The sequence below is a fragment of the Acinetobacter sp. CIP 101934 genome, from assembly GCF_000369585.1.
Lineage (GTDB): Bacteria > Pseudomonadota > Gammaproteobacteria > Pseudomonadales > Moraxellaceae > Acinetobacter > Acinetobacter schindleri.
Window position 1 is genome coordinate 2,263,115 of the sequence record NZ_KB850094.1, and the last position, 26,215, is coordinate 2,289,329.

Consider the following 26,215-nt stretch of genomic DNA (forward strand, 5'->3'; position numbering starts at 1 on the left):
TTCATGGAGATGAAGATGAAAAAAGTACAATTATTCGCACTTCCATTACTGGCTGCTGCACTAGTGATGACTGGCTGTGCCAGCCGTAAACCGGCAACACAAACGCAAACTGGTGAACTTGGCACAGGTTCAGCAACAACTGTCGACACTCAAGGTTTGAGCGAAGATGCTGCACTAAATGCACAAAGCATGGCTGGTGCATCTTCTAAAGGTGTGACTGCTGAAAATAAAGCTTACCTGGCAAAACGTGTGGTGCACTTCGACTATGACAGTAGCGAACTGTCAAATGACGATCTTCTTACCCTGCAAGCCCATGCCCAATTCCTGATGGCAAATGCGAATTCACGTGTTGCTTTGACAGGTCACACCGATGAACGTGGTACACGTGAATACAACATGGCACTTGGTGAACGTCGTGCCAAAGCGGTAGAAAGCTTCCTGATAACAACTGGCGTGAATGCAGGTCAACTTGAAGCGGTGAGCTATGGTAAAGAAATGCCAGTGAATCCAGGTCATGACGAAAATGCCTGGAAAGAAAACCGTCGTGTAGAAATTAACTACGAAGCGGTTCCACCACTACTCAAATAAAACTGCCGGAACTGTTCTCAGTTCTGCAAATAAAAAAGCACTCATTGATGAGTGCTTTTTTTGAATGCGAAAAATATTTTAGTGTTGAGCTTCTTCGTCCTCGGGATGCTGCATCGACTCAATCATGTCGTGTTTATTGAACTCTTTATACTCCGGCTTAGCCTCATAAGCCTTCCAGGCTTCCTTCATCTTATCTTCAGAAATTTCATCTAAATTAATGGCTTCGCTCGGCGTAGGAGTCGCATCAAACTTTAATGTTGTCATATTTGTGCTCCTGAACCTATGTTTTCCTTTTAATCAACATAGCATTTTCTAGCGGACTTGCAAGTGTAAAATCATAGCAAATAGTCTCAGTTTAATTTTTCTTTTACCTCGTTCTCATCTAAAATATAGCCCAATTACATTTTTATCATTCTGATAAATTTTTATTCGGAGTTTTTCTGACATGTCTTACCTAAGCCTTTCCCAATTTTTACAGCAAAAAACTGGGAATCTCACACCTGAACTTGCACAAGTGATTGAAACAATTGCAAATACATGTAAGACAATTGATCAAGCACTGCAAAAAGGTGCATTGGCTGGCGTATTGGGCAGTGCTCAGCATGAGAACGTTCAGGGCGAAGAACAAAAAAAACTGGATGTCATCTCTAATGACTATTTGATCGATGCATTAAAAATTCATCCAAATGTAGGTGGTCTGGCATCTGAAGAACTGGATGAGTTCACTCCTGCACAGGAAAATGGTCAGTTCCTGGTATTGTTCGATCCACTTGATGGTTCAAGCAATATTGATATCAATATGTGTGTTGGCACCATCTTCTCGATTTTACCTGCTAAGAATGCTGTAACTCAGGCAGAAGACTTCATGCAAGCGGGTGTCAATCAGGTTGCAGCCGGTTATGTATTGTATGGTCCATCTACCATGATGGCACTGACTGTAGGTGCAGGTACAATCTTTTTCACTTTCGATCCAGAAACCCAGGAATTCCTGCTGACTTCTGAAAATATTCAGGTTGCTGCAGATACTAAAGAATATGCAATTAATGCATCAAACCAACGTCATTGGGAAGAACCTGTAAAACGTTATATCGATGAACTTCTTGCAGGCAAAACTGGTCCTCGTGAAAAAGACTTTAACATGCGCTGGGTTGCATGTATGGTAGGCGACATTCACCGTATCCTGTGTCGTAGCGGTATCTTCATGTATCCATATGACCTGAAAGATCCGAAAAAAGCTGGCCGTTTACGTCTGATGTATGAGGCAAATCCAATGAGTATGTTGATGGAACAGGCAGGTGGTGCATCTACGACTGGTCGTGTTCGCATTCTTGACATCCAGCCTACTGACTTGCATCAGCGTGTTCCAGTGATCATCGGTTCGAAAAACGAAGTGGATCTTGTCACTAGCTACCATAACTAATATTTAAAAACGGCAGTTGGCGTTCTGCTGACTGCCGTGGACTTCTCTCCCATGCCAACGATCTTCCTTGAATCTAAAGATAATCCTAAAATTAAGCACTTGCGTGGCTTGATTGAACAGAATTCGTATCGAAAAAAGCAAGGACAAACTGTGCTTGAAGGCACACACCTTTGTCTTGCATGGCTTCATGAAAGCAAGAAAATCAATTCTATTTTCACCACCGAACATGCCCTGCAACATCCGGACTTTGAGATCATTTTACAGAAATACACCGGTGTCGTTTTTGTTATTGGTGAATCTTTATATAAAGACTTGAGTACATTAGGGACTTCGATTGCCTGCATGGCGATCGTGGATATTCCAAGCTCTAGTCAGGCATTGGATTTCACCGCAGACACACTGATTCTTGAAAATGTTCAAGATCCGGGCAATGTCGGTACTTTGCTCCGCTCAGCTGCTGCGGCTGGCATTGATCAGATCATTTGCACCAAAGGTTCTGCATCGCTCTGGTCTCCACGGGTATTACGTGCAGGAATGGGTGCACATTTTTCTTTACAGTGTTTTGAAAATGTCACTTTAGAAGAAGTGCTTAATAACTTTAAGATTCCTGTTTATGTGACCAGCTCTCACCGTTCTAGCAGCTTATATAGCAAAGATTTGCGTAAGGCCTGTGTATGGATTCTGGGCAATGAAGGTCAAGGCGTTTCTGACTATGCACTGGAACATGCCGAAGCCGTCACTATCCCTCAACCAGGCGGTCAGGAATCACTGAATGTTGCCATTGCAGGTTCAATCTGTTTCTTTGAAATGGTCCGTCAACGTATCTGATCACACATTTAAGTTACTTTATTTTATTTCTCAGCGACCTGCATAAAAAATAGATTACACTAGAAAAAATAATCAAGTGTAATGTCAACCAAACCATTATTTTCAACGTTATATAGACATGTACTTGAAAATAATGGTGGGTATCCAATGACAGGATTTTCCATCTCTATGGATTTAGCGCCAAAACAGCTTCAGTCGCAAGATGCCAGTACTCTAAAGAGTACAGCTGAGTCACGCCTGAAGAATTTTATGCAAGACGTAACGGGTCGTGCATTGGTGATGATGGAAAGTGCGACCCAAAGCCAGCATGGCATTGCCATGGATCTGGTCCAGGAAGCGTTTATTTCCCTGCATAAATCCTATGCAGACCGATCCACTGAAGAATGGTATCCCCTGTTTTACACCATTTTAAATAACAAGTTACAGGACTGGCGACGTAAAGAAATGCGTCGTAATCAGCCATTTTCATTTTTTAAAAAAGTTCAGCTCGATGACGATGATGCCGAACTCAATGATGTCGTCGATGAAGCAACGCCATCCCCATTGGAGTTTCTGGATCAAGCCGTTACAGCCGAAGAAATTCAGCAAGCCATTGCCCAATTGCCTGTTCGTCAGCAACAGGCTTTCATGCTTCGTGCATGGGAAGGCTTTGATACGCATACCACCGCACAAATTATGAACTGCAGCGAAGGCAGTGTGAAAACTCACTATCACCGTGCAATCCAGGGTCTGCGTGCCTCACTTGCACATTTAAATCCATTTCTGGGAGGGTCATCCGAATGAATCAAGATGATTTCTTAAAAAAAGTAACTTCCAAACTTGATGGTATGGCACAGCAGCATAAGGACAAACCTGTTGTGATGAACCGTGTTCTTGAAGAAATTCAGGAGACCAAGCATTCTCGTTTTGCATTCTTCAAAATGTCAGGTTTTGCACTTGCAGCTGCCATTGCAGGTATTGTTGTTTTACCAAATGTCGCTAACCAAGAGGAGCCTCAAACCCAGGTAGTGTCCGTACCTAAGCTTTCACCCCAAATGGTTGAAGACTTAGAAATGTTAATGGTTTTAGGTGAGGACCAGGTTCCACATGGCAGCTAAAAAACTAGCACTCGCATTTTGTGCATTCGGCTTTCTGCAAACCAGCTTTGCCGGATTTGAGCGTTTTTGGATTTTTTCCAAAGATGCTGATACACAAGTCAATGAAACCTGGAATAGTCTTTCAGATGCAGAACAGGTTGCTTTAATTAAGCGTTATCAGACCTTAAAAGAACTTCCTGCAGAGCAAAGCGTAAGCTTACAACAGCGCATGGACTGGTTTACCCAACTGCCCGAAGCTGAAAAGCAAAAGATGCGCGAAACCTGGCAGAAAATGAGTTCTCATGAACGCAAAGAGTTAGCTTCACGTATGCAAAAAGCAACGCCTGAACAACGCCCTGTGATTCGTGAAGAATATTTCAACAAACATTTGATAGTTGCTGAAAACTAACTCTCCCAGCCCGACTATTAAAATTATTGCCAAAAATAAAAGATATTAAAAAAGCCTCAATTGAGGCTTTTTTATTGTTTCTATAATGCTTTAGCTCTTGAATAAACGACGTGAACGATAAGCTGCAATGCCAAGCAGACCGAATAAAGCAATGATATTAATGGCACCGCCACCGCTGCTATCGCTATTGGTATTTTTCGCGCTATTTCTTAAAATAATAGTTGCAGTATTTGACTTTATACCTTCTGTATCATAATAGTGATACTTAATTGGATAATCAAACTGACTTAAATTATTTTTAATCTCGAAAGTAATTTTACCACCATAACATTTCTCACTCGTCGTTCCATCCAGACATACTCCCTCACGTTCTGCATACATATTGATTAATGAAGGATCAATATCTTCAAAGCGAATAGGTGCTGCCGTGTTATCCAAATGAGTTGGAGTTTTCCTGTATTGTGGCGCTAAATTATCCATTGGTCCATCATCGTCGAAGTCATTACTTAATGGATTGACTTCTACCCTTAAATCATTTTCTGGACGAATGGTATAAATATCATTTTTAGCTACAGGTGCAATATTGTTAAAGGTTGCAGCTAATACACCCGATGAACTTTCTGCCACTACACCATTCGCTCTTTCACTATCGGAAAGATTCTCTGTAAGAGTATAAACACAATACTCACTCACACCAGGCGGTGTGATAGCACCATCCTTACGGTAAAACATAATACGTTTCAGCTCAGGCACCCATTCACATACTTGTTGTTCGTCTGGACCAAAAGGAAATAAGTTAGTTCCACCTGTAGCACTGGCATCCAATTTTCCTACACCTTTGGCTTGAGTACTTATCGAATACTGATCTGCATCAAATGGTTTATTTCGTAGTTCACCATCTTTTTCAATTTGTTTAGGTAATGCCAATTCAAATGGATCGATATAAATTGCACGGTATTTTGCAGATATTTTCGTATTTGTTAATAAAGAATTAAAGTCATCGAGTTCAGCCTGAATTTGCAATTTTCTTGGTGCATTTCCAGGATCATCCAGCATAGCTTTCAGCTGCTGGATTCGATCTTCATAAACAGTAATCATTTCACTATATGCGATATTACTTAATGACTGTATATCCGCTGCAGTTAGGCGCATCAATTCAACAGAACCAATATCGCAGGTATTGGCATTCTCTGGATTGAGCAATAATGTTCCATTCGAAACACGGAAAATTTCACGCTGATCACTTTCACTACAGTTAAGATGTCCAGCATTTACAAAATCTGTATTACTGTTTTTATCTATAGGGTAATACAGTGGCAAATATATATTATATGGAGAGGCAGGTTTATAATCCGAGAGCAATTCTGAACGTTCTATGGCTGCAGGGATGATGATGTTTTTCGCAGCATCTATTAATTTTACGGCCGGAACCGTACATGTACTATCTAATGCATTATTTGTCAGAATCATATTAATTGACTGATCTGCCGTATTCCCTCCATTTAAGGCATAACTACAGGATTGACCGGTATTAAATGCCAATATATTAGAGTTAAATGCTTTCATTCCCTTATCATCATATAAGAGGGTTGCAGCAGCTTCATTTTCTACAATCGTATTACTCACTAAACCTAATAAAGCTAAACCATTAAGAGGCTTTTCAGCACGAGAGCTGAACTGAATAATTGCACCATCTTCTTCATCTACCCTATTTTTAGCAATAGTAGAAGCATGAATATCAATACTGCCTGCGCCACAATAATCAATAATGCTTGTGCTGGAACTCATTCCCGTTTGATAATTACCATTCTCGACAATACTGCTATGACTGATACTAGTTGGTGAGGTCGTTGGTAGTCCTTTACGCTCACAATCCATTGCCCAGACACTACCCAGTGGTGCATGATTACGCATGATCAGGGTTTTAATGAGAGATACAGTTCTTTCACTATCACTACCGACAAAGTAGATCGCTCCGCCCTCATTATCCGCTTTGGAATCGAGAATGGCGGAATTGTAGATTTTGACTATTCCCCCAATAAATAAAGCTCCACCATTGCCACGATCGGTACTAGATGCCTTGGCATAACCATTCTTTAGCGCAATATTATTAATTTCAAGTGTAGTTCCAGAAGTAACCGTATTGAAAATTCGTGACTGGCCTTGTGCATTAATACTGGTCTGAATTGGCTGTTGGGCCGGGAAAGTTCCCTTTAATAAATCTTTAGCCTGCTCATCAAATGGTAATGCACCATACAAAGATATTGGTGAATTTAACTTGAGCTCACCCCGAGTAAGTATATATTCACCTTTTTCTAACTGAATATAATCAGGCTGTCCAGGTAAACGATTGCCTACATTACAGCTTCCATAACTTTTATTTTCATAAGCTGTTCTGATTGCTTGTCGTAGTGAACATGATTTAAGATCATCTATATCCAAAGTCGTCGTTACTTGGATAATTCTACTTTCAGCTGCCATCAATGACATAGTCGACAAAAAGACAGCTGTGAAAAGTCCTTTTTTATAATTCTTCATCATATATTTCCAAATTATTTTTTTAGTTTTCGCCAGGTCAAGCCGCCCATCAATAGTACCAGCCAGAATATACTGGTTGCCCCACCTGATGTTTTAACCTTATCGCTTTTCATATTATTTTCTGCTTCCATTACGATATTTACTCGAATTGGAAGATAAGCTGCATTTGAATCAAAACGATTCATCGTAGTCACTACACGTATAGTAAATAGATCTGCGCCTGCTTTAGGGTTTCTTGGGGTATAAACCAAATTACCATCCAAATCCAAAGAAACGGTTCCCTTAGAACTTACATGAGCCTGTTGTTCAATCAGTAAACAGCCGTCTTGCCATTCTTCACCCTGAGGATGGTCTAGTACCACTTCCTTACATTTCTCTTTAGGCAGAAGATCGCTATCACCTAATGCTTCTATGATAGAAATCCGGGCCACCTGATTATTTAACTTACCAATCAGTAAATCCTGTCCCACCAGACTCGTATCTCTGGAATCCTGGATTTCGATTGCTCCTCGATCACATTTACCGAATGGTGACTTACCACGCTGGTCATAACCTACACATCCAGCTTTAGTTTTATCAGTATTTCTGTTCACCTTTATTCAAGATTGGAGTGGTATTCAAACTTGTATATGTCATCAGGATTCTTGGCCTGAAATACCCCAAAAATTGTTTTTCATTTTTAAAATAGGGGCATAAAATCGCATTTGCTGAAGTGGTAATATTCGGACACTTGCCCTCTAACTGATCACCAGCAAGAACCGTATAAGCATCATCCAGAATTTCATTCGCATAAATAGAAGCTCCCGTACCACAGGAATTCCCTACCAAGTTATTCTGCAAAATGGAACTCATTTTGACTTGCTCAGAACTAAATTGACAGTTCTGATCAGTGTTAGCAGAAGTACTCCCTGGATTATTCAATACAATACTATTTGCTAGATAACCAGGTTTGTTTACTACATCAAACTTGACCCCAATTGAATTATTTATAATTGTGGTGTTATTAATAGCAATAGCATCAAGAATAGTTACTGCTGCCCCTGTATTTCCATACAGAGTAGAACTGTAAATTGAAGATTGTGGCAAAACAAGTACATCAGTTTCTTCATTGGATAACACATCTTCAGTATAAATATTGGATGAACGAGAACTTGTAGCTGTCGTTGTATTTTTACTAATTACAGATTGCCTGATATGGAAGTTTGGTAATTCATTATAAATAGCCCCCCCTTCATTCGCTGTATTGTTTTCGAGTAAGGAGTTTTGAACCGTGAGGCTACCATTTTTAGTTTGATCGGTCTTATTTATGCCAGCGATATAAATTGCGCCTCCATCGTTGGCCATACCGCGATGTAATTTCACATACTCTAGGGTGAGCTTACCTTGGTTATAAATTAAGCCCCCTTTGCTCACTTTACAACTGATAGCACCACATCCTTCTAGTGTAACTTCACGCAGTCTGACAGATACGGTCTGATTTTTTTCTGAAACTGTTTCAGAATTAGCAATATTGAAAATTCCGCCCAAGGTATTAGCAGGCAGATTGTCCATAATTCTTATAGTTGCATTGCTCAAACCATCCTCTAGGTTATCCCCCATCTTCTTTTCATAAGTGGTATGGATATACATAGAGCGTATTATTTGTAATGGAGAATTTAGCTTATAAATTTCCTTCTCTTTTAACTTAATAACAGGAACAGGCTTGTCATCCCCACAGCCCAGATAAGGCTTATCCATCCCCTGATTAATATATTGCACGGCCTCACGTAGGGAACATTCTTTATCATCCCTGACGATATCTTCAGTGGTGGTGACGACAATTTCAGCACTGTATGCCTGCCCCATAATACATAGCAAAACAATGCCTAAGCTCTTCTTGAGCATGACCTTCTCCTAATTTTTTTATATTCTTTCTTTTTATTCTAAAATCGCATCATTCTAGCGATATTTGAATTATTTTGCTCTAATCTGTCATAACTTGAGTAATTACTCAAGAATTTTTATTATTTATCGATATTCGTCAATCAATGCATAGATCTGCCTTAAATTAGCATTACTCACTTTAAGTTTTTCGCCCTTTAAAAGTTGAATAATTTGTTCAAGTGTTTGTAAAAGTACTGAGGTCTGATGCGGACCATGACTCAACAGGTAATCAAAAATTTGCTGATCCAGATGAATCCCACGTCTATCCAATACTGATGATACCAAGGCAAAACGGTCAGCATAAAGACTTCCGTTCGGAACGCGCGTACTTACCGCTTGGGTCAAACGAGATTGTAAATCCGGTAATTCCAGCTTAAGTTCAATCGGAGCAAACCTTGAAGAAAAAACCAGCTGACCACCGCCTTCATTATTATAATTAATTAAGTGAAAAACTGCCTTTTGCCAGTGGGGTACGCCACTAATCGCTTCAATATCATCTAAAGCTACCAGATCATAGCGGTCAAGTGAGGTAATGGCTTCTGTAGGCGCATCCAAAAGTTCCAATAAAGAGACCTGAATTGCAGTTTTCCCCACTTCCAGATAAGAATCACAAATAGCAGAAAGCAAATGACTCTTACCTGTTCCCGCACCCCCATAGACATAGAAACGATTAATCAGACCCGCATGGAGCTGGCGAATCGCATCAATTACATGCCCCCATCCCGGACCCGAAAAATCACTGATTCGGGCATCGAGCTGGGGTTCAATATCAAGTTGCAATTGACGCATATCTATTTTTTGGCCTATCCATCTTTAAGCTGGGTTTTTTCAATCTTACTCGATTTTTCATCTGCTTGCAGTGCTTTCTCATGAGGCGATTTCAGGTCAATATCTACATCTACATTAGGGGTTTCAATATTGATAGAGCCAGTAGAGGCTTTTTGGATGATGAGGGTTCTATTATCGTAGAGTGCACTTTTTTCATAGAATTCACGGGCATGACGCAGCAATACAACGATCACCGCAGCGACTGGCAAGGCAATCAGCATACCCAGGAATCCTGCCAGTTGAGCACCTGCCAATACGGCAAATACCACAGCGACTGGTGACAGGCCTATTTTATCGCCAAGCAGGAATGGTTGCAGGATATAGCCTTCTACCGCCTGACCCACCATGAATACAATACCCACTAGAACCAGTTGCCACCAGTCAATTCCAAACTGGAATAAAGTCGCCACTACTGCTGCAATAATCCCAACTGCAAAACCCAGATACGGGATAATACTGCAAAGGCCCGCGACCATCCCGATGATTAGGCCGATTTCCAGGCCAATCAATTGTAAACCGACGGCATAAACAACGCCTAGTAATACCATGACCAGAAATTGTCCTTTCACAAATGCACCCAAAACTTCGTGACATTCACCAACAACTTCCAAAGTACTACGCTCGTATGGACGTGGAATGAGTCGGCGCATGCTGTCGAGCATGCGTTCCCAGTCGAGCAGGAAATAAAAAGCAATGATGGGAACAAGAACAATCGTTCCACCAATCTGAATAAAACTAATGCCAGATTGTGCCAATTTCAAGGCCATTGCCTGAATGCTGTCGGCACTATAATTGGTCTGGACATAATCCATGACCACACTGGAAATCTGGTTGGTGTCAATTTCCATTGGCACGAGATTAAAGGTATCAGACAACCATGGCAGGAAAGTATAATTGACCCAGTGAATTCCAGCAGGAATGCTGTCGCGGGCATACATTAACTGTTTCCACACCAACGGCACCAAGTACCACATGGCTAGGGTCAGCACCACCCCGATCCCGATAAAAACAATACTGATAGAGAGCCAGCGCGGCAGACCAATACGATGTAAACGATCAACCAAAGGACTAAATAGATAGGCGATAAAAAATGCGACGACAAATGGAACAACAACAGGCTTAAGCAGGTATAACACCCAAATAATCAAGGCGATACCAGCCAAGATAAAAATGCGACGTAAGGTACGATCTACCATAAAGTCTTGCCTTTTCTCTATTAATCATTATAAAAAGTAAAATATTTGAATAAAGATAGCATTTTAGGACATAAATAACATAAGAGTTTCGTATATTCGGGTATAATCAGCGCCGCGAATGCGGAGACTTCATTATGAGCAACTCAACTTCTACCCCAAACACTGGTTTAAGCTACAAAGATGCAGGTGTCGATATTGAAGCGGGAGACGCGTTAGTCGACCGAATCAAGTCCGTCGCTAAGCGCACTAAACGTCCTGAAGTTATGGGCGGTCTTGGTGGCTTTGGTGCACTTTGTAAAATCCCTAAAGGTTATGAAGAACCTGTTCTCGTATCTGGCACTGATGGTGTTGGTACAAAATTACGTTTAGCATTGAATTTGAACCGTCATGACACAATTGGTCAGGATCTGGTTGCAATGTGTGTAAACGACCTTCTCGTTTGTGGTGCTGAACCACTGTTCTTCCTGGATTACTATGCAACTGGTCACTTGAATGTTGATGTCGCAGCAAATGTTGTTACTGGCATTGGTGCTGGCTGTGAACTTGCTGGTTGTGCATTGGTTGGCGGTGAAACTGCTGAAATGCCAGGCATGTATGAAGGCGAAGACTACGACCTTGCAGGTTTCTGTGTGGGTGTTGTTGAGCGAAGTAAAATTATTGATGGCTCTAAAGTTAAAGCAGGCGATGTGCTAGTTGGTGTTGCATCTTCAGGTGCACACTCAAATGGTTACTCACTACTTCGTAAAATTCTTGACGTGAAAAACGTTGATTTAAACCAGATCATCGATGGTCGACCACTTGCTGACGTAGCAATGGAACCAACACGTATTTATGTAAAACCGATTCTTGAATTGCTTAAACAGGTAGATGTGCATGCAATGGCACACATCACTGGTGGTGGTTTGCCAGGTAACCTGCCTCGCGTACTTCCAAACGGGGCTCAAGCAGTTGTGAATGAGTCTTCTTGGGAATGGCCTGAACTATTCAAGCTTCTTCAACGCGAAGGTGGTGTAGAACAGTTTGAAATGTATCGTACATTTAACTGCGGCGTAGGTATGGTACTTGTTGTTGACGCAGCAGATGCAGACAAGACTGTAGACGTACTGAACAGCCTTGGCGAAAAAGCATGGACGATGGGTCACATTGCGGACAATGCCGAGTCTGTAGAAGGCGCTGATGAAAAAATCCGTGTGATCTTCGCATAATCGCATGATTAAAATTGCTGTTCTTGTTTCAGGCAGTGGATCTAACCTGCAAGCCTTGATTGATGCCAATCTGTCAGGGCAAATTGTCGGCGTAATTTCCAACAAGCCTGAAGCTTATGCTTTAGCGCGTGCGCAAAAAGCTGGAATTCAGACTGCAGTCATTGAACACAAGCAGTATCCGAATCGTGAAGCCTTTGATGATGTAATGCATCAGCAACTGTTAGATTGGGATGTGGATTTAGTGATACTGGCAGGCTTTATGCGAATTTTAAGTGAAAAATTTGTTAAAGCCTGGGAAGGTAAAATGGTGAACATCCATCCTTCTCTCTTGCCGAATTACAAAGGTATGCACACGCATCAACGGGTGCTGAATACTGGGGATACCCTGCACGGCTGTACCGTACATTATGTAACCGCTGAACTGGATGCCGGTCAGGCCTTGGCTCAAGGTATTTTAAAAGTATCTCATCAAGATACGACACACTCTTTAGCTCAGCGCGTGCATGTACTGGAACATTTGATTTACCCGCAAGTGGTGGAATGGATCTGTACAGGTGTCATTCAGCATACTGCTGCTGGCGTGATGTATCGCGGTCAGTTGATGCAGGAACCGGTTCAATTCTGCAAACTCTAAAGAATACACTGCATAAAAAAACGCATCCCCGGATGCGTTTTTTTATGATTCATTTTTCACTTTAAAGACTGCTCTGCAATGAGCTGCTTGATCAGACCGACGACTTCATACGGTCTTTCTAAAGGAAACATATGTCCACCTGGTGTTACCGTAAAGGGAATACCAAACTTCTTCTGAACCAATCTTGGAAACTGTCTTTTATGAAACAGGCTTTCATCACCTACAACAAGATGCATCGGCAGTTTGACCTTTGCTTGCGGTAACCACCATAAGGATGGATTGGTACGAAAGATATTCACTTCGTCCATTTTGGGAATGGTCAGCTCAACCCCACCCCGCACTGGGTCATCTTTCAAGGCATGATCAATATAGGCTTGAAAACAATCCTGATCAAAATCTTTATAAAAGCCCTTTGAACGTAGTAATTCTGCTGCCTGCTCACGGGATTCCCAATGATCACGACGGCGTAAAGACAAAGCAGCAGGTGACATCGTATCTACAGCCTTTAGCTTGAATACTTTTGCCATATGCAGCATCAATGAAGATGGTCCCATAATCAAAGGTGGGTCCAGCATGATCACCTGCTCGAACAGTTCGGGCCGTTGCCGAGCAGCCATCATGGTTAAGGCTCCACCTAGCGAATGCCCCAGACCAATCACCTGGCGACCTTGTGCTTGGCGTACGATACTGTCGATCACTTGCTGGGTCAGGCTATTCCAATGATTATCAATCGGATAACGTTTATCTGGACCCAGCAACGGCACATAGATAATGTCATACTCATCTTTTAGTCCATCAAACAGTTTCTGATAGACACGAGAAGGCACGCCATTGGCGTGCGCAAAATGAATAATTGGCTTCATTGCAGTTTGGTCTGACTTTCAGTACTGAGTTTCTGAGCAACCGAGCTGGCAATACCTTCGCCTAGGGAAGCCCCCATACGACCTAAGATAGACTCAAATGGGCTATATTCAACGGTGTAGTTCAAGGCTTTATCAGTTTTCAGCTCACGCTTCAGGGTTTGTAAGCTACCGGTACGGTCAGCAATACCTAATTGTACTGCCTGTTCACCCGTCCAGAACAGACCAGAGAAAATTGCAGGATCAGTTGATTTAAGCTTTGCTCCACGACCTTGTTTCACTGCATTGATAAAGTGAGCATGCACATTATCCAACACACCTTGAACATGGGCTTTCTGTGCAGCATCAACTGGCTGGGTCATCGAAAGTAGTGCCTTATTTTCACCCGAAGTCATGGTACGGTCTTCCACGCCCAGTTTCTGCATCAGGTTACTCACGCCATAGTTCGGCATGATCACGCCAATTGAACCGACCAGACTCGATGGATTGACAATAATTTCATCTGCAGCAGAAGCAATATAATAAGCACCCGAAGCGCCAGTATCACCAATTACAGCATACAGCTTTTTCTGCGGATACTGCTTTTTCAGGTACTGAATTTCCTGCCAGATTTCATCAGATTGCACTGGTGACCCCCCTGGAGAATTGATATTCAGAACCACTGCTTTCGCCTGCTTACTTGCATAAGCTTTCTTCAGCGACTTGATGGTGTTGTTACTATTCACACTTTGCTTGTCTGATGCAATCGTGCCAATAATATCAACCACCGCCAGATGCTCATCTGAAGTTTTAGTGGCATCAGTCGATGCTGTACTGCAGCTTTTGCCCATGGCAAGTATAATAAACAGCAAATAGGCAAACGTCAGGAATTTAAAGAAGATTCCCCAACGACGTGCACGGCGTTGCTCTTCTACAGAGGCAAGTACCGCTTTTTCAAGCAGTTTCCACTCAGGTCCTGTTGGTTGCTGAGGTTGTGGCGTATTTTGTATTTGATTTTCAGGTTTTGGTGGCCAATCGGACATAAACAATCCAACACATAATTATATTGTGCCCATTATATACACCGATTTGAGTATTTCTGTCTAAACCAGCAGTTTTATCCTATAATAAATTTCAATTATTCCTTCCCATTGCTCTTAATATCAATTCAATGACTGCACAAAGCTCAAAGAATTCAACCTATGGTTTGCTTAAATTCGTCAGCCGACTTCCACTTCCAATTACGAGATTGATGGCAAGCAGTCTTGCGGGCATTGTAAATCTATTGAAGACTTCCAAGACCTCAGAAACCATTCGCTTTAATCTGAAAATTGCACTTCCGGAGCTTTCAGAGCAGCAACGCGAAGAGATTACGCGTGCCTCAATCCGGAATGAATTGATGTCTTATTTTGAGTTTTTTAGTATTTGGGGTTCGAGCAATGAAAGAAATCTTCAACGTGTCCATCATGTAGAAGGACAACATTTACTTGAGGAAGCACTTGCAGCAAATAAAGGGCTGGTACTGATTGTGCCGCATTTTGGTACCTGGGAAATCATGAATGCTTATCTCGCTCAATTTACTCAAATGAGCATCATGTATAAGCCGGTCAAAGATCCTGCCGTGGATGACTTTGTTCGTGAGGCACGGAGTCGTGAGCAGGCCACCTTATTACCCACCGATGAAACAGGCGTTCGTCAGATTTTTAAAGCCTTGAAACAAGGTGGCACGACAGTCATCCTTCCAGACCATACCCCAACTGCAGGCGGTGAATATATTCCTTTTTTTGGTGTACCACTCAGCTCAAGCAACCTCAGCGCCAAACTGATTCAAAAGACCAAGGCAAAATGCCTGTTCCTTTTTGCAATGCGTAATACTGAAGGAGGCTTTGATGTGTTCTTCGAACCCCTCGATGAGCAAATTTATAGCTCTACCCCGAATCAGGGTACCGAGATTATTTTCAAGAAAATGGAAGAATTGATTCATCGTTACCCGGAGCACTACCATTGGAGCTATAAACGCTTTAAAGCGCATGAGTCTCTGGGCGGCACCATTTATCGCATTCCACAAGATGAAGCACTGGCTAAAATTAATGATCTGCGCCGGGCTTATCAGGATGAACAGGCAAAACTTGCAGCAGAAACTTTACAGACTTTAAATACGAATACTGCTATTGAATCTTAAAATCTTCTCTTTGCAACCATCTATATTTTGATCGATAAGATGCAAGATGTATTTGTTTTTCTTTACTAAAAAACTCGATGCTACCGTGCTCTGGCGTACTTAACAGTGGAATATTTAAAGCTTGTAATCGTGCTTGAGTCAATCGACTTGGATGGCCATAACGATTAAATCGCCCAGCAGAAGCAATCGCGATTTTGGGGCGGTAATGCTGTAAAAACTGATAGGCTGAACTGTGCTGACTACCATGATGCCCCAAGATCAACACATCGACTTTTAAATCCGGATAATCTCTTAGCAACTGAAACTCAGTTTGCCAGCCTGTATCGCCCATCAGTAAAAAATGCTGATAAGGCCAGGCATCTTTAACTTGTATATGGATAACACAGGAATTTTCATTTTTATCAGGTTTAAACTGATTAAGTGATTCTGACCGCGGTGATAACACCTGAAAATAAACCTGTTCATTCCAGTTCCAGGACTGTCCCTGCTGACATAATTTAAATTGAGTGCTTTCATTCAGTTCAGGCTGTTCACTGGCGATAAGCTCTGAAACCTTAAGTTGACCACGGATATGTATATAAGCTCCGCTATGATCCTGATCCAAATGGGTCAATACCAGCTGATCAAGCTTAGATATTCCCTGCACAGATAGAAATGGAAGAATGATCTGCTCACCAACACTAAAACGGCTTTCATCATAATTGCCACCAGTATCTACCATCATGTTATGTTGGCCTTGACGGATAAAGATGCTTTGACCCTGCCCCACATCCAGCACATGCAATTGAAATGGCGAATGATAAAGCGGTATCGCCATCATGGGGACCAGTCCACACGCTGCCCATGACTTGGGTACCGCTCCACGCGGCATAAAAAGAATTATAAGAATGACTACACTCAATATCAGTAGCCATGGTGTCATTACGACCAGGATCAGTTCAGGTGAAAACAGATGATCCAGTAGATTTAAAAAACCAACTAACATACTGATCATCAGATCGTTCATTTGAAAAACCAGTGCCGCGAATGGTTCTGCAATAAAGAAAAATAGAGCAGCAATAATATCCAGTGGCACAATAAGTAGACCAATCCATGGAATCGCGAACAAATTACTCAATGGTGCGATCCAGGCCAGCTGTTTAAAGAAAATAATCATTAAGGGAAATAACGCGACAAAAATTTTCCACTGAGATTCGACTAAAACTTTTACTGCGAAATATAGACGTTGTCCTGTACTTTGGATTACATCTCGTGGTTGTCGCTGGATGGTCTGATAAATTCGCAGCAAGACAAAACAGGCACCATAAGACAACCAGAAAGCTGCGGACAAAATACTAAAAGGATCCAGTAACAGTAATATTGCTGCACTTAAGATCAGTAACTTTAAAGGTTGTACATACTGCCTCAACCAGATACTGGCCGTGATCATCACACAGATCAACAAGGTACGTAAGGCCGGAATTTCAAAGCCGACAAAGGCGCAGTACAGCAAGACACAAAGTAAAAAAGGTATACTCAGGTAATATTGTCTGGGCCATTTCAGATAGAGAGCTGGAAAAAGCCTGGCTGTCAAAAACTGTAGACTCGCACAGAATATCAGTGCAAAAATCACTACATGCGGCCCAGAAATTGCCAGCAGGTGACTCATACCAAAACGGCGAAACTGCTGTTCAATTGCTGGATCCAGTAAACTCTCATCTCCCGTTAGCAGAGCCAACATCAACCCTTTGTTTCGTATTGGCTGTTGGTAAATAAATACTCTTAACTCTAATCGTTTTTGTTCAATCCAAAGAAGTAGCTGGGATCTTAAACTTTGCTGTTGGCGTAAATGCTGGCTAAAACCGAGTGCATAAACTTCTTGCTGGGTTAAAGGCTGAATCTGTTGAATACGAAATCCTGCCATCAGGTTTTGTTCGAGATACCATTTCTCCACATCGAATGCACCAGGCGTGGCATAGGCATGTGCCGGTCGTACATCCCCATTCAGTCGATAATACTGTCCCAGCTGGAGTTGATTTGACATATTAAACGCAGCCTGCACTGGTCCTTCCTGTTTAACAGAACCCAGCCACTGCACTATCGTCCCATTCGGCTGTAATACCTGTAAGGGTTGCTGAATAATGTTAGTATTTATTTTGTTAAGCCGGGAGATATAAACGATAACTTCTCGCTGCCCAACTTCTTTCTCGATAAATTGCAATTGCTGATCAAGAGCATGATTGGCAAAGCCCTGCCCTAATAAAAAGCTCAGACTTAAGGAAAATAAAATAGAAATAAAACGTAGATAAACATGATGCAGCCTTAAATGGATGACCCGGTAGATAAGCAGCCATACCAGCATAATCAAGCAGACTGATCCTGCTGATAACTGGTATTCAGCTTTACTCCACCCCATTGTTGTCAAGCCAAGAATCCAGCCTACACCTAGCCATTGCAGCATGATTTTTCTTTTTATTGTTATTTTATGACGCAATAATAAAGCCCACCGGAGTGAGCTTCAATCAAAGAGGATTATTCCAATATTTTTAGGACAATATCAGTCATTCACCCATAATCCATCCTGCATATGCAGAATACGGTCTGCTGACTGAGCCAATTGCTCATCATGGGTTACGATCAGCATGGCCATATTGAACTCCTGACGTAATTCGGTCAGTAGCTCAAAAATTTTTACCGCAGTTTTACGATCCAGATTCCCGGTCGGTTCATCGGCCATCATCAATTTTGGTTTCCCCACTAAGGCACGCGCCATGGCCACACGCTGGCGTTCACCACCAGACAACTCGCCCGGTTTATGGGTTAAACGATGACTTAAGCCCACACGTTCCAGCAGATACTCAGCTTGTTTTTTTACTTCCTTGAATTTGCTGGCCTTACGTAGCATCAGTGGCATCGCCACATTTTCAAGCGCGGTAAACTCAGGCAGAAGGTGGTGGAACTGATACACAAAGCCCAAGTGCTCATTACGCACATAACCGCGCTCAGCTTCAGACAGCGTATCAAAACGCTGGCCGTTCACCATCACGTGACCCGAAGTTGGACGATCTAAACCACCGAGCACATGCAGCAAAGTACTTTTGCCTGAACCACTTGAACCAACAATTGAAACAAATTCACCCGCCTGCACCTGCAAAGACAGACCACGGATCACTTCAACTGTAGATTTACCATCGGTAAAAGATTTTTGAATATTCTGGGCATCTAGAATGATATTACTCATAACGTAATGCCTCCGCAGGCTGAATCTTGGCTGCTCGTAGCGCAGGATAGATTGTTGCTACAAAACTTAAGACCAATGACAATACGACAATCAGGACTACATCCTGCCAGCGTAGATAAGACGGCAAGTAGTTAATGAAGTAGGCATCAAACATATGCAGACCTAAGGTATTGTTCAGCCAGCCCACCAGACTACTAATACTAGTCGCAGCAATAATACCCAGAATTGCGCCGGCACAGGTACCAATTACACCAATGACAGTGCCCTGCACCATGAAGATTTTGGTAATAGTCGCAGGTGAAGCACCTAAGGTACGTAAAATGGCAATATCCGATTTTTTGTCGGTTACCACCATTACTAGAGAGGAGACAATATTAAACGCTGCGACCAAGACAATCAGGAACAGCAGCAAGCTCACCATTGCCTTTTCCATCTGAATGGCACTAAACAGGTTACCGTGAGTATAAGTCCAGTCAGATGCATAGAAGTTTGCTGGCAAATTCATGACAATATCACGTGAAACTTGTGGTGCCAGGAAGATATCATCCAGCTTCATGCGGATCCCTTGCGCACCATCTGGCAGACGCAGCAAAGTTGCCGCATCATTCAAGGCGATATAGCCCATCATTGAATCCACTTCTGCACCAATGCTGAATATTCCGACCACATTAAAGCGCTTAAAGCGTGGCACTACACCAGCAGGTGACGGCGTGGCTTCCGGTAATACCAGGGTAATACTGTCGTTTAAACCGACCCCCATGGAGTCTGCCATCTGCTTGCCGAGCACAATTCCGAACTCGCCTTTTTTCAGCTGATCGATACTGCCTTCAACCATATGATTTTGAATGATAGAAACATTCTTTTCATAATCTGGTTCGATTCCTGTGACCATGATCCCGGCAACCTGCCCTTGCGCAGTCAACATTCCCTGTAACTGGGTAAATGGAGCAACACCTTGAACATGTTCATGTTGTTCAATTTTTTTTGCAAGTTCAGGCCAATTTGTTAAAATTTGTGTTGAAGAAACAGTAGCTTGAGGTATCATTCCTAAGACACGATTTTTTAATTCTCGATCAAAACCATTCATTACAGACAGTACTGTAATGAGGACTGCCACACCAAGCGTGAGGCCGATCATAGAGACTAAAGCGATAAAAGAAATAAAGTGGTTACTGCGCCGTGCGCGAGTATATTTCAACCCTATGTACAGCGAGATTGGTTTGAACATAACCATCTAGTCCGAGGTAATAAATTATGGAAAATTTACAGCATCAGCATGGAGTTACTGAAAGACGTGTCATGTCACGCATCGATGCTGCCTTACGAATTAATTATCAGATTATTTCCGATGATGTAGCCTTAAATGATCCTTACGATGCTAATTTCGTATTGCCCCGCTATTTTCTACTACTTGCTGAGTTAGATCAATTTGATCATGCACTCAACTACGAATTAGAACAATTAGCTGAAAAAGATCAACAAATTGCTCGAATCTTATCCTTATTTAACCAAAAATTAAACCTGATCACCGGGTCTTTATACGATTCAATTGTACAGAGCATGTTACCTGTCCCTGAAGATGTGAACTTTTCCGAGTCTGGCTTAAGCTTTTTTAGTAAACATCTCATCAAGGAAGGCACCTATATTCACCTGACCTTAAGCCATCCGGAGAACTTCTTCCATATTGCAGCGACAGCGCAAGTGGTTTATAGCCGTGCCGAAGATAATGGCCAATTCCGCACTGGGGCTTATTTCATTACTCTACATCCACAGGATCGGGCAAAAATTAGCGAATGTGTGAAAGCTTACGAAATTCCATAATCTGACTAAATTATTGCTTTTTATGACGGGCCTGAATGCTCGCCCGAATTTCTTTCAGGAAATATACAACAAGACCAGACAATAAAATTACGACCCCCACCAAAGCAATGAGGGGCAATTTTTCATTATTCAGTAAAGCGCCTATCATTAGTGCCAACATCGGTGTCAATACATTGGTAAGCGACAAAGTAGTCGGTTTGATCTTCTGTACTAGTTTAAAATAACAGAACATCGCAATCAGCGAAGCCATTATTACGGCATACCCTAATCCAAATAGACTCTTGGCATGTGGCATGGCAGTAGGTGCGTATTGCCAGATAAAAGGCAGCATACCGATAGAGAAGATTACCGACAAGCCAATTGAGCCTGCTGCCTGTGCCATCGGGTCAATTGGCGCATTAATCTTTTTCACCCAATACATGGACATGCAATAAACCAGCACACCAATCAGCGCAATCACAATCCCGACTGGTTGAATATGCTGATCTGCATCCCCCAGACAAATGATGGAAAGTCCTATTAAGGCAATTGTCATCCCTAGCCATTGATTGAGAGAAAGATGCATCCCAAACATGAAGCGCCCAATCAGGCCGGAAATCACAGGTGAAAGACCAAACATCAGGGCAATGATACCGGAGCTAAGATAGTCTGTAGACCAATAGGTAAAGGTCTGCGAGCCGATAAAACTGCAGGCCCCTGCCAGATAGCTGTGCAAGGAAACACGATCAAATGGTAACCGGGTTTTAAACAGCCAAAGTAGTCCCAAAGCCAAAGGCAGAGCCAGAAAGAACCGGATTGCCAATGCCCACATTGGATGCAGATCTTCCACACTCCAGACAATTGCCAGTGGTGTGGTGGACCAGATGAAAACCAGTAAGGCATAGGTTACCATCAGGTTACTTTGTTTGGGCATTTGAAAATTTTCTCGTTATTTTGCAGCTGTTTTACGCTTTTGCTTTTGAATGGTTTGATCGAGTGAACTGGAAAACTCGCGTTTATCACGCTCAGAAATTGGTGGCGGTCCGCCAGTTTGTACCCCTGCGCCACGCAGCGTATCCATAAAATCACGTAAATGCAGACGCGCTTTGACATTCGCCGTGGTATAGATTTCACCTCGTGGATGAATGGCAATACCACCTTTTTCAATGACCTGTGCCGCCAGCGGAATATCCTGGGTAATCACGATGTCATGTTCATTCATGCGATCTACAATTTCCTGATCTGCCGCATCGGCACCACTGAGTGCCTGAATCGAGTTAATACGAATTGAAGGAGTGATCCCTACAGGCTGGTTTGCTACAAAAGTCACTTCAAGCTGATAACGGTCTGAAGCGCGAATAATGACATCTTTAAGAATACGGGGTAATGCATCGGCATCTACCCAAAGTTTAAATGGCAACACGCATGGGTCCGGGATAGAAATGAATGTCATCTATTCTAGCAAATGCAGTGCTCATCGTTCCGGTTTTCTTTATACCCTTTTGATATGACCATGTTTGGTACACCCTTTGGACAATTACAACTATGCTGATCTCTAGACTGCGAATAAGAATTGACAAGAATCTGATGGCAATTTAATTTTAAAATTCATCTGATTGACTTGAAAAATCAGAATGACCCTCGATTAACTATAAATAAGCAATCCCAGATCAATTGTGCATATGAAAAATTCAAATAGTCCTGAGATCATCACTATCGATGATCAAAACTTCGGTAGTCATGTTGAACACTGGAATCTCCTTACAGACAATCCAGGTACCGATGTACCGAAGTGGTTAACTCAGGCACTTGATGCCCCGGTCATGCCGATGGGTCTCTGCAAACAAGAATGCGATATGGATGAAAACACCTGGCTGATTCAGGGTCCGAGCAAGGCCACTGTGCAGTTAAGCCAGATCATTGAGGTGGAAAGCAATAAACCCAAAGCTGTGAAAACCGCTTTTCCATGCTTCGACAGTCCTTATAAAGTGAAGGCACAAATTGAACGGATTATCAGCTGCAAGTCTAATACTCAAGCCGTATTACGCCTGAATCTGGGTCTGAACAATATTGTGTATGCGTTTGACAGTCTGTATAGCGTCAATCATACACAATACGATAAAGATCAAAATTATCTGGTGAATCTGAATGCCTGGGCTTATGAACTCGAGCCTGTAGCGGAACATGAACATCTGATTGTCGATGATCCGGCTTCAATCAAGCACCACCGTGCGCTGAATGATATTCTGGCAGCCAACAATGGCGTTGCACCTGAAAATCTGCAGGAACAGATTGATGCGTGGGAACCTAAATCTGAAGATGATAAAGCTCCGGTTACTGTGGATTTCTCTAAAATGGTGGCTTACCTCTATGGTGAAACCATTGGTCAGGAAGATGAAGCGTGGTTCCAGGGCAATATTGTCGGTAAGACTTCAATGCAATTTATGGATCAGGAATACACACTTTATGATGTCACCCTGATTCATGATGAAGGTCGTCCTGCCACCCTGCTCCGTGTTGCTACACGCAATCCAGCACATAAAGACTTTAGTATCGGGCAATATATCCGTGGCAATCTATGGATTCAGGCCAACATTTATAGCAAAGCCTAAAAATTTTACAGTTTAAATTCAAAAACAGGAAATATTCACATCCGTTGAATATCTCCTGTTTTTTTAAATAAAGATTTTAATTAATGATTTTTATTGAGCTGGTTATTTTATCCACAACTTACTCTTCTAAATACACTTTATAAATTCACAAATTAATCACTTATCCACAATTTTAAATTCAAATAAATTCATTTTTTAAAATAACGAATATTATTTATGATATTGGCAATACCCTGTAAACAGTGACTCTTGCTTTCGCAGGATTAAATAAATAGATTTATTTAATGGATAAAAAAATAATAACTTTATGCAGTTAAATTAAGAATGTACTTTATTTAACCAATTTTTTATGATAAAAAGGCTCATAACAAATAGTAATTAACGATAAATAGATCGGACAATAATATCTATGAAAATCGTACAGGAAGAAAATTTACATCAAGTCGAGCATCATCTTCGCTCGAGCTATGACATTGACATGATGTCATGCTTGTTTTTTGCCTTGGGCATGCTGATCTGCGCCTTTCTACTTCATCTTTTCGTGTTTTAATTTTCAGAATCGGAAGATAAAAAAACCCAGCCTGAGCTGGGTTTTTTGCATGCTGGATTTAAGCATTGCGTTTTGCAAACTCATCCATGAATTTTACCAGTGCCTGAACACCTTCAAGCGGAACCGCATTGTAGATACTTGCACGCATACCACCTACTGAACGGTGACCTGCAAGGTTCAACAGATGATTTTCTTCAGCTTCTTTCAGGAACTGTTTTTCCAGTTCAGGTTTCGCCAAAGTAAATGGCACGTTCATCATTGAACGGTTTTCTTTAGCAATCGGGTTTGCATAGAAATCGCTAGAGTCGATATAACCATACAGCAGTTCAGCTTTTGCGAGGTTAGCTTTATAAATTGCGTCTACACCGCCCTGCTCTAACAACCATTCAAATACCAGACCTGACAGGTACCAGGCATAAGTTGATGGAGTGTTCACCATAGAGCCGTTTTTCGCTTGATCTGCATATTTCAGGATGCTTGGAATTTCCGGTTTCGCTTGATCCAATAGATCTTCACGGATAATCACCAGCGTCAGACCAGCAGGACCAATATTCTTTTGTGCACCGGCATAGATCAGGCCAAATTTAGTTACATCGATTGGCGCAGATAGAATACTTGAAGAGAAATCACATACCAATGGCTTGTCAGTTTCAGGAATATGGGCAAATTGCAGGCCACCAATCGTTTCGTTATCTGCATAGTGCACATAAGCAGCATCATCTGACAAGTTCCAGGTACTTTGCTCAGTAATCGCTAATTTACCATCAGCAGTTTTAGTACCTGCTTCAATGACATTGATGTCGCCATAGCGTTTTGCTTCTTTCAATGCTTTTTCAGACCAGATGCCAGTATGGATATAGTCAGCCTTGTTGTTTTTACCCAACAAGTTCAACGGAATTGCAGAGAACTGTAGCGATGCACCACCCTGTAAGAACAATACTTTATAATTCTCAGGAATGTTCATGAGTTTGCGTAGATCTGCTTCTGCTTTCTCAGCAACCGCGACATAGTCTGCACTACGGTGACTCATTTCCATGATCGAAAGACCCTTGCCCTGCCAGTCGAGCATTTCAGCTTGAGCTTTTTCAAGAACGGCAGTAGGTAATGCAGCAGGACCAGCACAGAAGTTGTACGCGCGCATGATTTTTCCTTTCAGAGTGAAACACAATAAAATGATGGCATTTAACCATATCTGGGCTTAGCTTGCACAAAATTATTTCAATCCATGAATGAAGATAGAGTCAAAAAATCAATGTAGATTCGAGGGATAAATTAAACAACCCAAGCTATTGATTAATATTTAAACGACAATCTGCGTCGCGAAAATTGATTACTTAATAAACAATCTCTTGATTTGGTGATATTTTATACAAATCAATTAACTAGGATTGTAATATGAGTACATTTTTGGATTTTTTTAAAATTTCTCCTCTCTCAGTAAAAGTGGAATTTTTTAACCCTGACCTTGAAAAAGATAGCCCACAATTTATTGATAGCTATTATCTAACTTGGGCTAATGATGATTATTCAAAAAGAGCATTACAAACACAAAAAATTTTCATGGAAGAACTAATGCTTGCATTAAAAAATGAAGATAATGATAAAGCATTTCGACTCTGTTCCCATTTTTCAGAACCTAAATTTACTGGAATTGGTGTTTCAAAAAATAGCGTTAATGGTAGAGGTTCTAAAGATATTAAAGTTGAAAGAATTATATCGTGCTTAAAAGCTTCTGAAGCCGCTAAAACTGGAAATTTAGAAGATTTGGAAGATTTAATCTTAGTAACTGAAGGAATTGGTGCAGATACTATTTCAGACATTACTACAAATATTTGCCTAAAACACTTTGCTGAATACACTAAAGATCAGTGTTTAAAATTAGGGATTCCTTTAGAAGAAACTAGTCAATATTTTTATTATTTCTGCGACAGTACACGAGAGTGGAAAAAATCTAAATTTGAATTACCTCATGCTCCATGGGGAATAAACAAATGTTATGGTCCTGTTGTACTACTTCCTTCTCAGATTCTAGATAGCATAATTAGCTACAGTCACAACTACTTATTTACCAATATCGCCACTCCTATATATAAGAATGAAGCTTTAACTAAATTCCCTTTAGCTTCATTTATTTATTCGATTAAGAGTACTGGAGAAAAAAGAGTAAAAGCAAAACAGCTTAGGGAACAACATCCTGAATACAGAGGTAATAAAAAGAATATGGATAAATTAATAGCCTCAAATCCAAGACTTCTTAAAGAATATAGAGAAAAAGTAGCTAGAAAACGTTATTTAAAAAGAAAAGGTAAGAAAGAGGATTGAAGGGATGCAAATGCATCCTTTTCTTTTATCATAGAAACAATACTA

26 protein-coding genes are annotated in these 26,215 nt (G+C 41.5%); 12 read left to right on the forward strand and 14 right to left on the reverse strand.

Features of this window, described 5'->3' with window-relative positions; genetic code table 11:
* Positions 1–15: 15 nt before the first annotated feature.
* Positions 16–588: a peptidoglycan-associated lipoprotein Pal gene (pal, locus tag F899_RS11120; RefSeq protein ID WP_004815103.1), complete on the forward strand. Its 573-nt coding sequence runs from the start codon at positions 16–18 to the stop codon at positions 586–588.
* A gap of 78 nt (positions 589–666) precedes the next feature.
* Here the strand turns inward: pal and F899_RS11125 are convergent, their stop codons facing one another.
* Positions 667–852 carry an NF038105 family protein gene (locus F899_RS11125; protein ID WP_004815102.1) on the reverse strand — a complete coding sequence of 62 codons (186 nt, stop codon included), beginning with the start codon at positions 850–852 and terminating at the stop codon, positions 667–669.
* A 181-nt stretch (positions 853–1,033) separates the two neighbouring features.
* Here F899_RS11125 and F899_RS11130 point away from each other — a divergent pair, with 181 nt between their 5' ends.
* The 5 genes from F899_RS11130 (at position 1,034) to F899_RS11150 (ending at position 4,321) form a co-directional block, all read left to right on the forward strand.
* Positions 1,034–2,008, forward strand: a complete 975-nt coding sequence (locus F899_RS11130; RefSeq protein WP_004892169.1) for a class 1 fructose-bisphosphatase — start codon at positions 1,034–1,036, stop codon at positions 2,006–2,008.
* 51 nt (positions 2,009–2,059) lie between these two features.
* Positions 2,060–2,836 (forward strand): TrmH family RNA methyltransferase, encoded by a 777-nt coding sequence (locus F899_RS11135; RefSeq protein ID WP_004892167.1) that lies wholly within the window; start codon positions 2,060–2,062, stop codon positions 2,834–2,836.
* Positions 2,837–3,004: 168 nt separating this feature from the next.
* Positions 3,005–3,619, forward strand: coding sequence for an RNA polymerase sigma factor (locus F899_RS11140; RefSeq protein ID WP_004815096.1), 615 nt, complete (start codon positions 3,005–3,007; stop codon positions 3,617–3,619).
* Positions 3,616–3,933: a hypothetical protein gene (locus F899_RS11145; RefSeq protein WP_004815094.1), complete on the forward strand. Its 318-nt coding sequence runs from the start codon at positions 3,616–3,618 to the stop codon at positions 3,931–3,933. The genes F899_RS11140 and F899_RS11145 overlap by 4 nt, the downstream gene beginning before the upstream one ends.
* The gene (locus F899_RS11150; RefSeq protein ID WP_004892165.1) at positions 3,923–4,321 is read left to right on the forward strand and encodes a DUF3106 domain-containing protein; all 399 of its coding nucleotides are present in this window, start codon (positions 3,923–3,925) and stop codon (positions 4,319–4,321) included. The genes F899_RS11145 and F899_RS11150 overlap by 11 nt, the downstream gene beginning before the upstream one ends.
* A 90-nt stretch (positions 4,322–4,411) precedes the next feature.
* Here F899_RS11150 and F899_RS11155 read toward each other — a convergent pair whose 3' ends face one another.
* From F899_RS11155 to cxpE, 5 genes are all read right to left on the reverse strand, one after another.
* Entirely contained in the window at positions 4,412–6,862 is a 2,451-nt protein-coding gene (locus F899_RS11155; protein WP_005222807.1) for a CSLREA domain-containing protein, read from the reverse strand.
* 11 nt (positions 6,863–6,873) lie between these two features.
* Complete coding sequence (locus F899_RS15825) at positions 6,874–7,452, reverse strand: hypothetical protein (RefSeq protein WP_005222808.1); 579 nt, start codon at positions 7,450–7,452, stop codon at positions 6,874–6,876.
* Positions 7,436–8,743 (reverse strand): rhombotarget A, encoded by a 1,308-nt coding sequence (gene rbtA, locus F899_RS11160; RefSeq protein WP_005222809.1) that lies wholly within the window; start codon positions 8,741–8,743, stop codon positions 7,436–7,438. Before rbtA ends, F899_RS15825 begins: the two co-directional genes overlap by 17 nt.
* Positions 8,744–8,866: 123 nt before the next feature.
* Positions 8,867–9,571: a DnaA regulatory inactivator Hda gene (gene hda / locus F899_RS11165; RefSeq protein WP_004815088.1), complete on the reverse strand. Its 705-nt coding sequence runs from the start codon at positions 9,569–9,571 to the stop codon at positions 8,867–8,869.
* A 14-nt stretch (positions 9,572–9,585) separates the two neighbouring features.
* Positions 9,586–10,806, reverse strand: a complete 1,221-nt coding sequence (cxpE, locus tag F899_RS11170) for a chloramphenicol efflux transporter CxpE (protein WP_005222810.1) — start codon at positions 10,804–10,806, stop codon at positions 9,586–9,588.
* Between the two features lie 134 nt (positions 10,807–10,940).
* Here cxpE and purM point away from each other — a divergent pair, with 134 nt between their 5' ends.
* Positions 10,941–12,011 carry a phosphoribosylformylglycinamidine cyclo-ligase gene (purM, locus tag F899_RS11175; RefSeq protein ID WP_005222811.1) on the forward strand — a complete coding sequence of 357 codons (1,071 nt, stop codon included), beginning with the start codon at positions 10,941–10,943 and terminating at the stop codon, positions 12,009–12,011.
* Between the two features lie 4 nt (positions 12,012–12,015).
* On the forward strand, positions 12,016–12,645 hold the full coding sequence (purN, locus tag F899_RS11180; RefSeq protein WP_005222814.1) for a phosphoribosylglycinamide formyltransferase: 630 nt from the start codon (positions 12,016–12,018) through the stop codon (positions 12,643–12,645).
* Positions 12,646–12,701: 56 nt separating this feature from the next.
* Here purN and F899_RS11185 read toward each other — a convergent pair whose 3' ends face one another.
* Both F899_RS11185 and sppA read right to left on the reverse strand, forming a co-directional pair.
* Positions 12,702–13,508, reverse strand: a complete 807-nt coding sequence (locus tag F899_RS11185) for an alpha/beta fold hydrolase (protein WP_005222815.1) — start codon at positions 13,506–13,508, stop codon at positions 12,702–12,704.
* Positions 13,505–14,527 (reverse strand): signal peptide peptidase SppA, encoded by a 1,023-nt coding sequence (sppA, locus tag F899_RS11190; protein ID WP_004815079.1) that lies wholly within the window; start codon positions 14,525–14,527, stop codon positions 13,505–13,507. Before sppA ends, F899_RS11185 begins: the two co-directional genes overlap by 4 nt.
* A gap of 128 nt (positions 14,528–14,655) precedes the next feature.
* On the opposite strand from sppA, the gene F899_RS11195 reads away from it, so the two are divergent.
* The gene (locus tag F899_RS11195) at positions 14,656–15,666 is read left to right on the forward strand and encodes a lysophospholipid acyltransferase family protein (protein ID WP_005222817.1); all 1,011 of its coding nucleotides are present in this window, start codon (positions 14,656–14,658) and stop codon (positions 15,664–15,666) included.
* Here the strand turns inward: F899_RS11195 and F899_RS11200 are convergent.
* The 3 genes from F899_RS11200 to F899_RS11210 all read right to left on the reverse strand — a co-directional run bounded on the left by F899_RS11200 (position 15,653) and on the right by F899_RS11210 (position 20,114).
* Positions 15,653–18,106, reverse strand: coding sequence for a DNA internalization-related competence protein ComEC/Rec2 (locus F899_RS11200; protein WP_005222819.1), 2,454 nt, complete (start codon positions 18,104–18,106; stop codon positions 15,653–15,655). The genes F899_RS11195 and F899_RS11200 overlap by 14 nt on opposite strands.
* A 96-nt stretch (positions 18,107–18,202) precedes the next feature.
* Complete coding sequence (lolD, locus tag F899_RS11205; RefSeq protein ID WP_005222821.1) at positions 18,203–18,886, reverse strand: lipoprotein-releasing ABC transporter ATP-binding protein LolD; 684 nt, start codon at positions 18,884–18,886, stop codon at positions 18,203–18,205.
* Positions 18,879–20,114 (reverse strand): lipoprotein-releasing ABC transporter permease subunit, encoded by a 1,236-nt coding sequence (locus F899_RS11210; RefSeq protein ID WP_004815071.1) that lies wholly within the window; start codon positions 20,112–20,114, stop codon positions 18,879–18,881. The genes lolD and F899_RS11210 overlap by 8 nt, the downstream gene beginning before the upstream one ends.
* Before the next feature lie 26 nt (positions 20,115–20,140).
* Between F899_RS11210 and F899_RS11215 the strand changes: the two genes are divergently transcribed.
* On the forward strand, positions 20,141–20,707 hold the full coding sequence (locus tag F899_RS11215) for a PilZ domain-containing protein (protein ID WP_004815068.1): 567 nt from the start codon (positions 20,141–20,143) through the stop codon (positions 20,705–20,707).
* A gap of 10 nt (positions 20,708–20,717) precedes the next feature.
* Here the strand turns inward: F899_RS11215 and F899_RS11220 are convergent, their stop codons facing one another.
* Positions 20,718–21,620: a DMT family transporter gene (locus F899_RS11220; RefSeq protein ID WP_005222823.1), complete on the reverse strand. Its 903-nt coding sequence runs from the start codon at positions 21,618–21,620 to the stop codon at positions 20,718–20,720.
* 15 nt (positions 21,621–21,635) lie between these two features.
* A complete protein-coding gene (locus tag F899_RS11225) occupies positions 21,636–22,139 on the reverse strand; it encodes a YaiI/YqxD family protein (RefSeq protein ID WP_163165409.1) in 504 nt (167 codons plus the stop codon).
* A 229-nt stretch (positions 22,140–22,368) separates the two neighbouring features.
* Between F899_RS11225 and F899_RS11230 the strand changes: the two genes are divergently transcribed.
* Positions 22,369–23,298, forward strand: a complete 930-nt coding sequence (locus tag F899_RS11230) for a hypothetical protein (RefSeq protein WP_004815058.1) — start codon at positions 22,369–22,371, stop codon at positions 23,296–23,298.
* Between the two features lie 608 nt (positions 23,299–23,906).
* Here F899_RS11230 and serC read toward each other — a convergent pair.
* Positions 23,907–24,989, reverse strand: coding sequence for a 3-phosphoserine/phosphohydroxythreonine transaminase (gene serC, locus F899_RS11235; protein ID WP_005222827.1), 1,083 nt, complete (start codon positions 24,987–24,989; stop codon positions 23,907–23,909).
* Between the two features lie 254 nt (positions 24,990–25,243).
* Between serC and F899_RS11240 the strand changes: the two genes are divergently transcribed.
* Positions 25,244–26,170, forward strand: a complete 927-nt coding sequence (locus F899_RS11240; protein ID WP_005222829.1) for a hypothetical protein — start codon at positions 25,244–25,246, stop codon at positions 26,168–26,170.
* Positions 26,171–26,215: the final 45 nt, after the last annotated feature.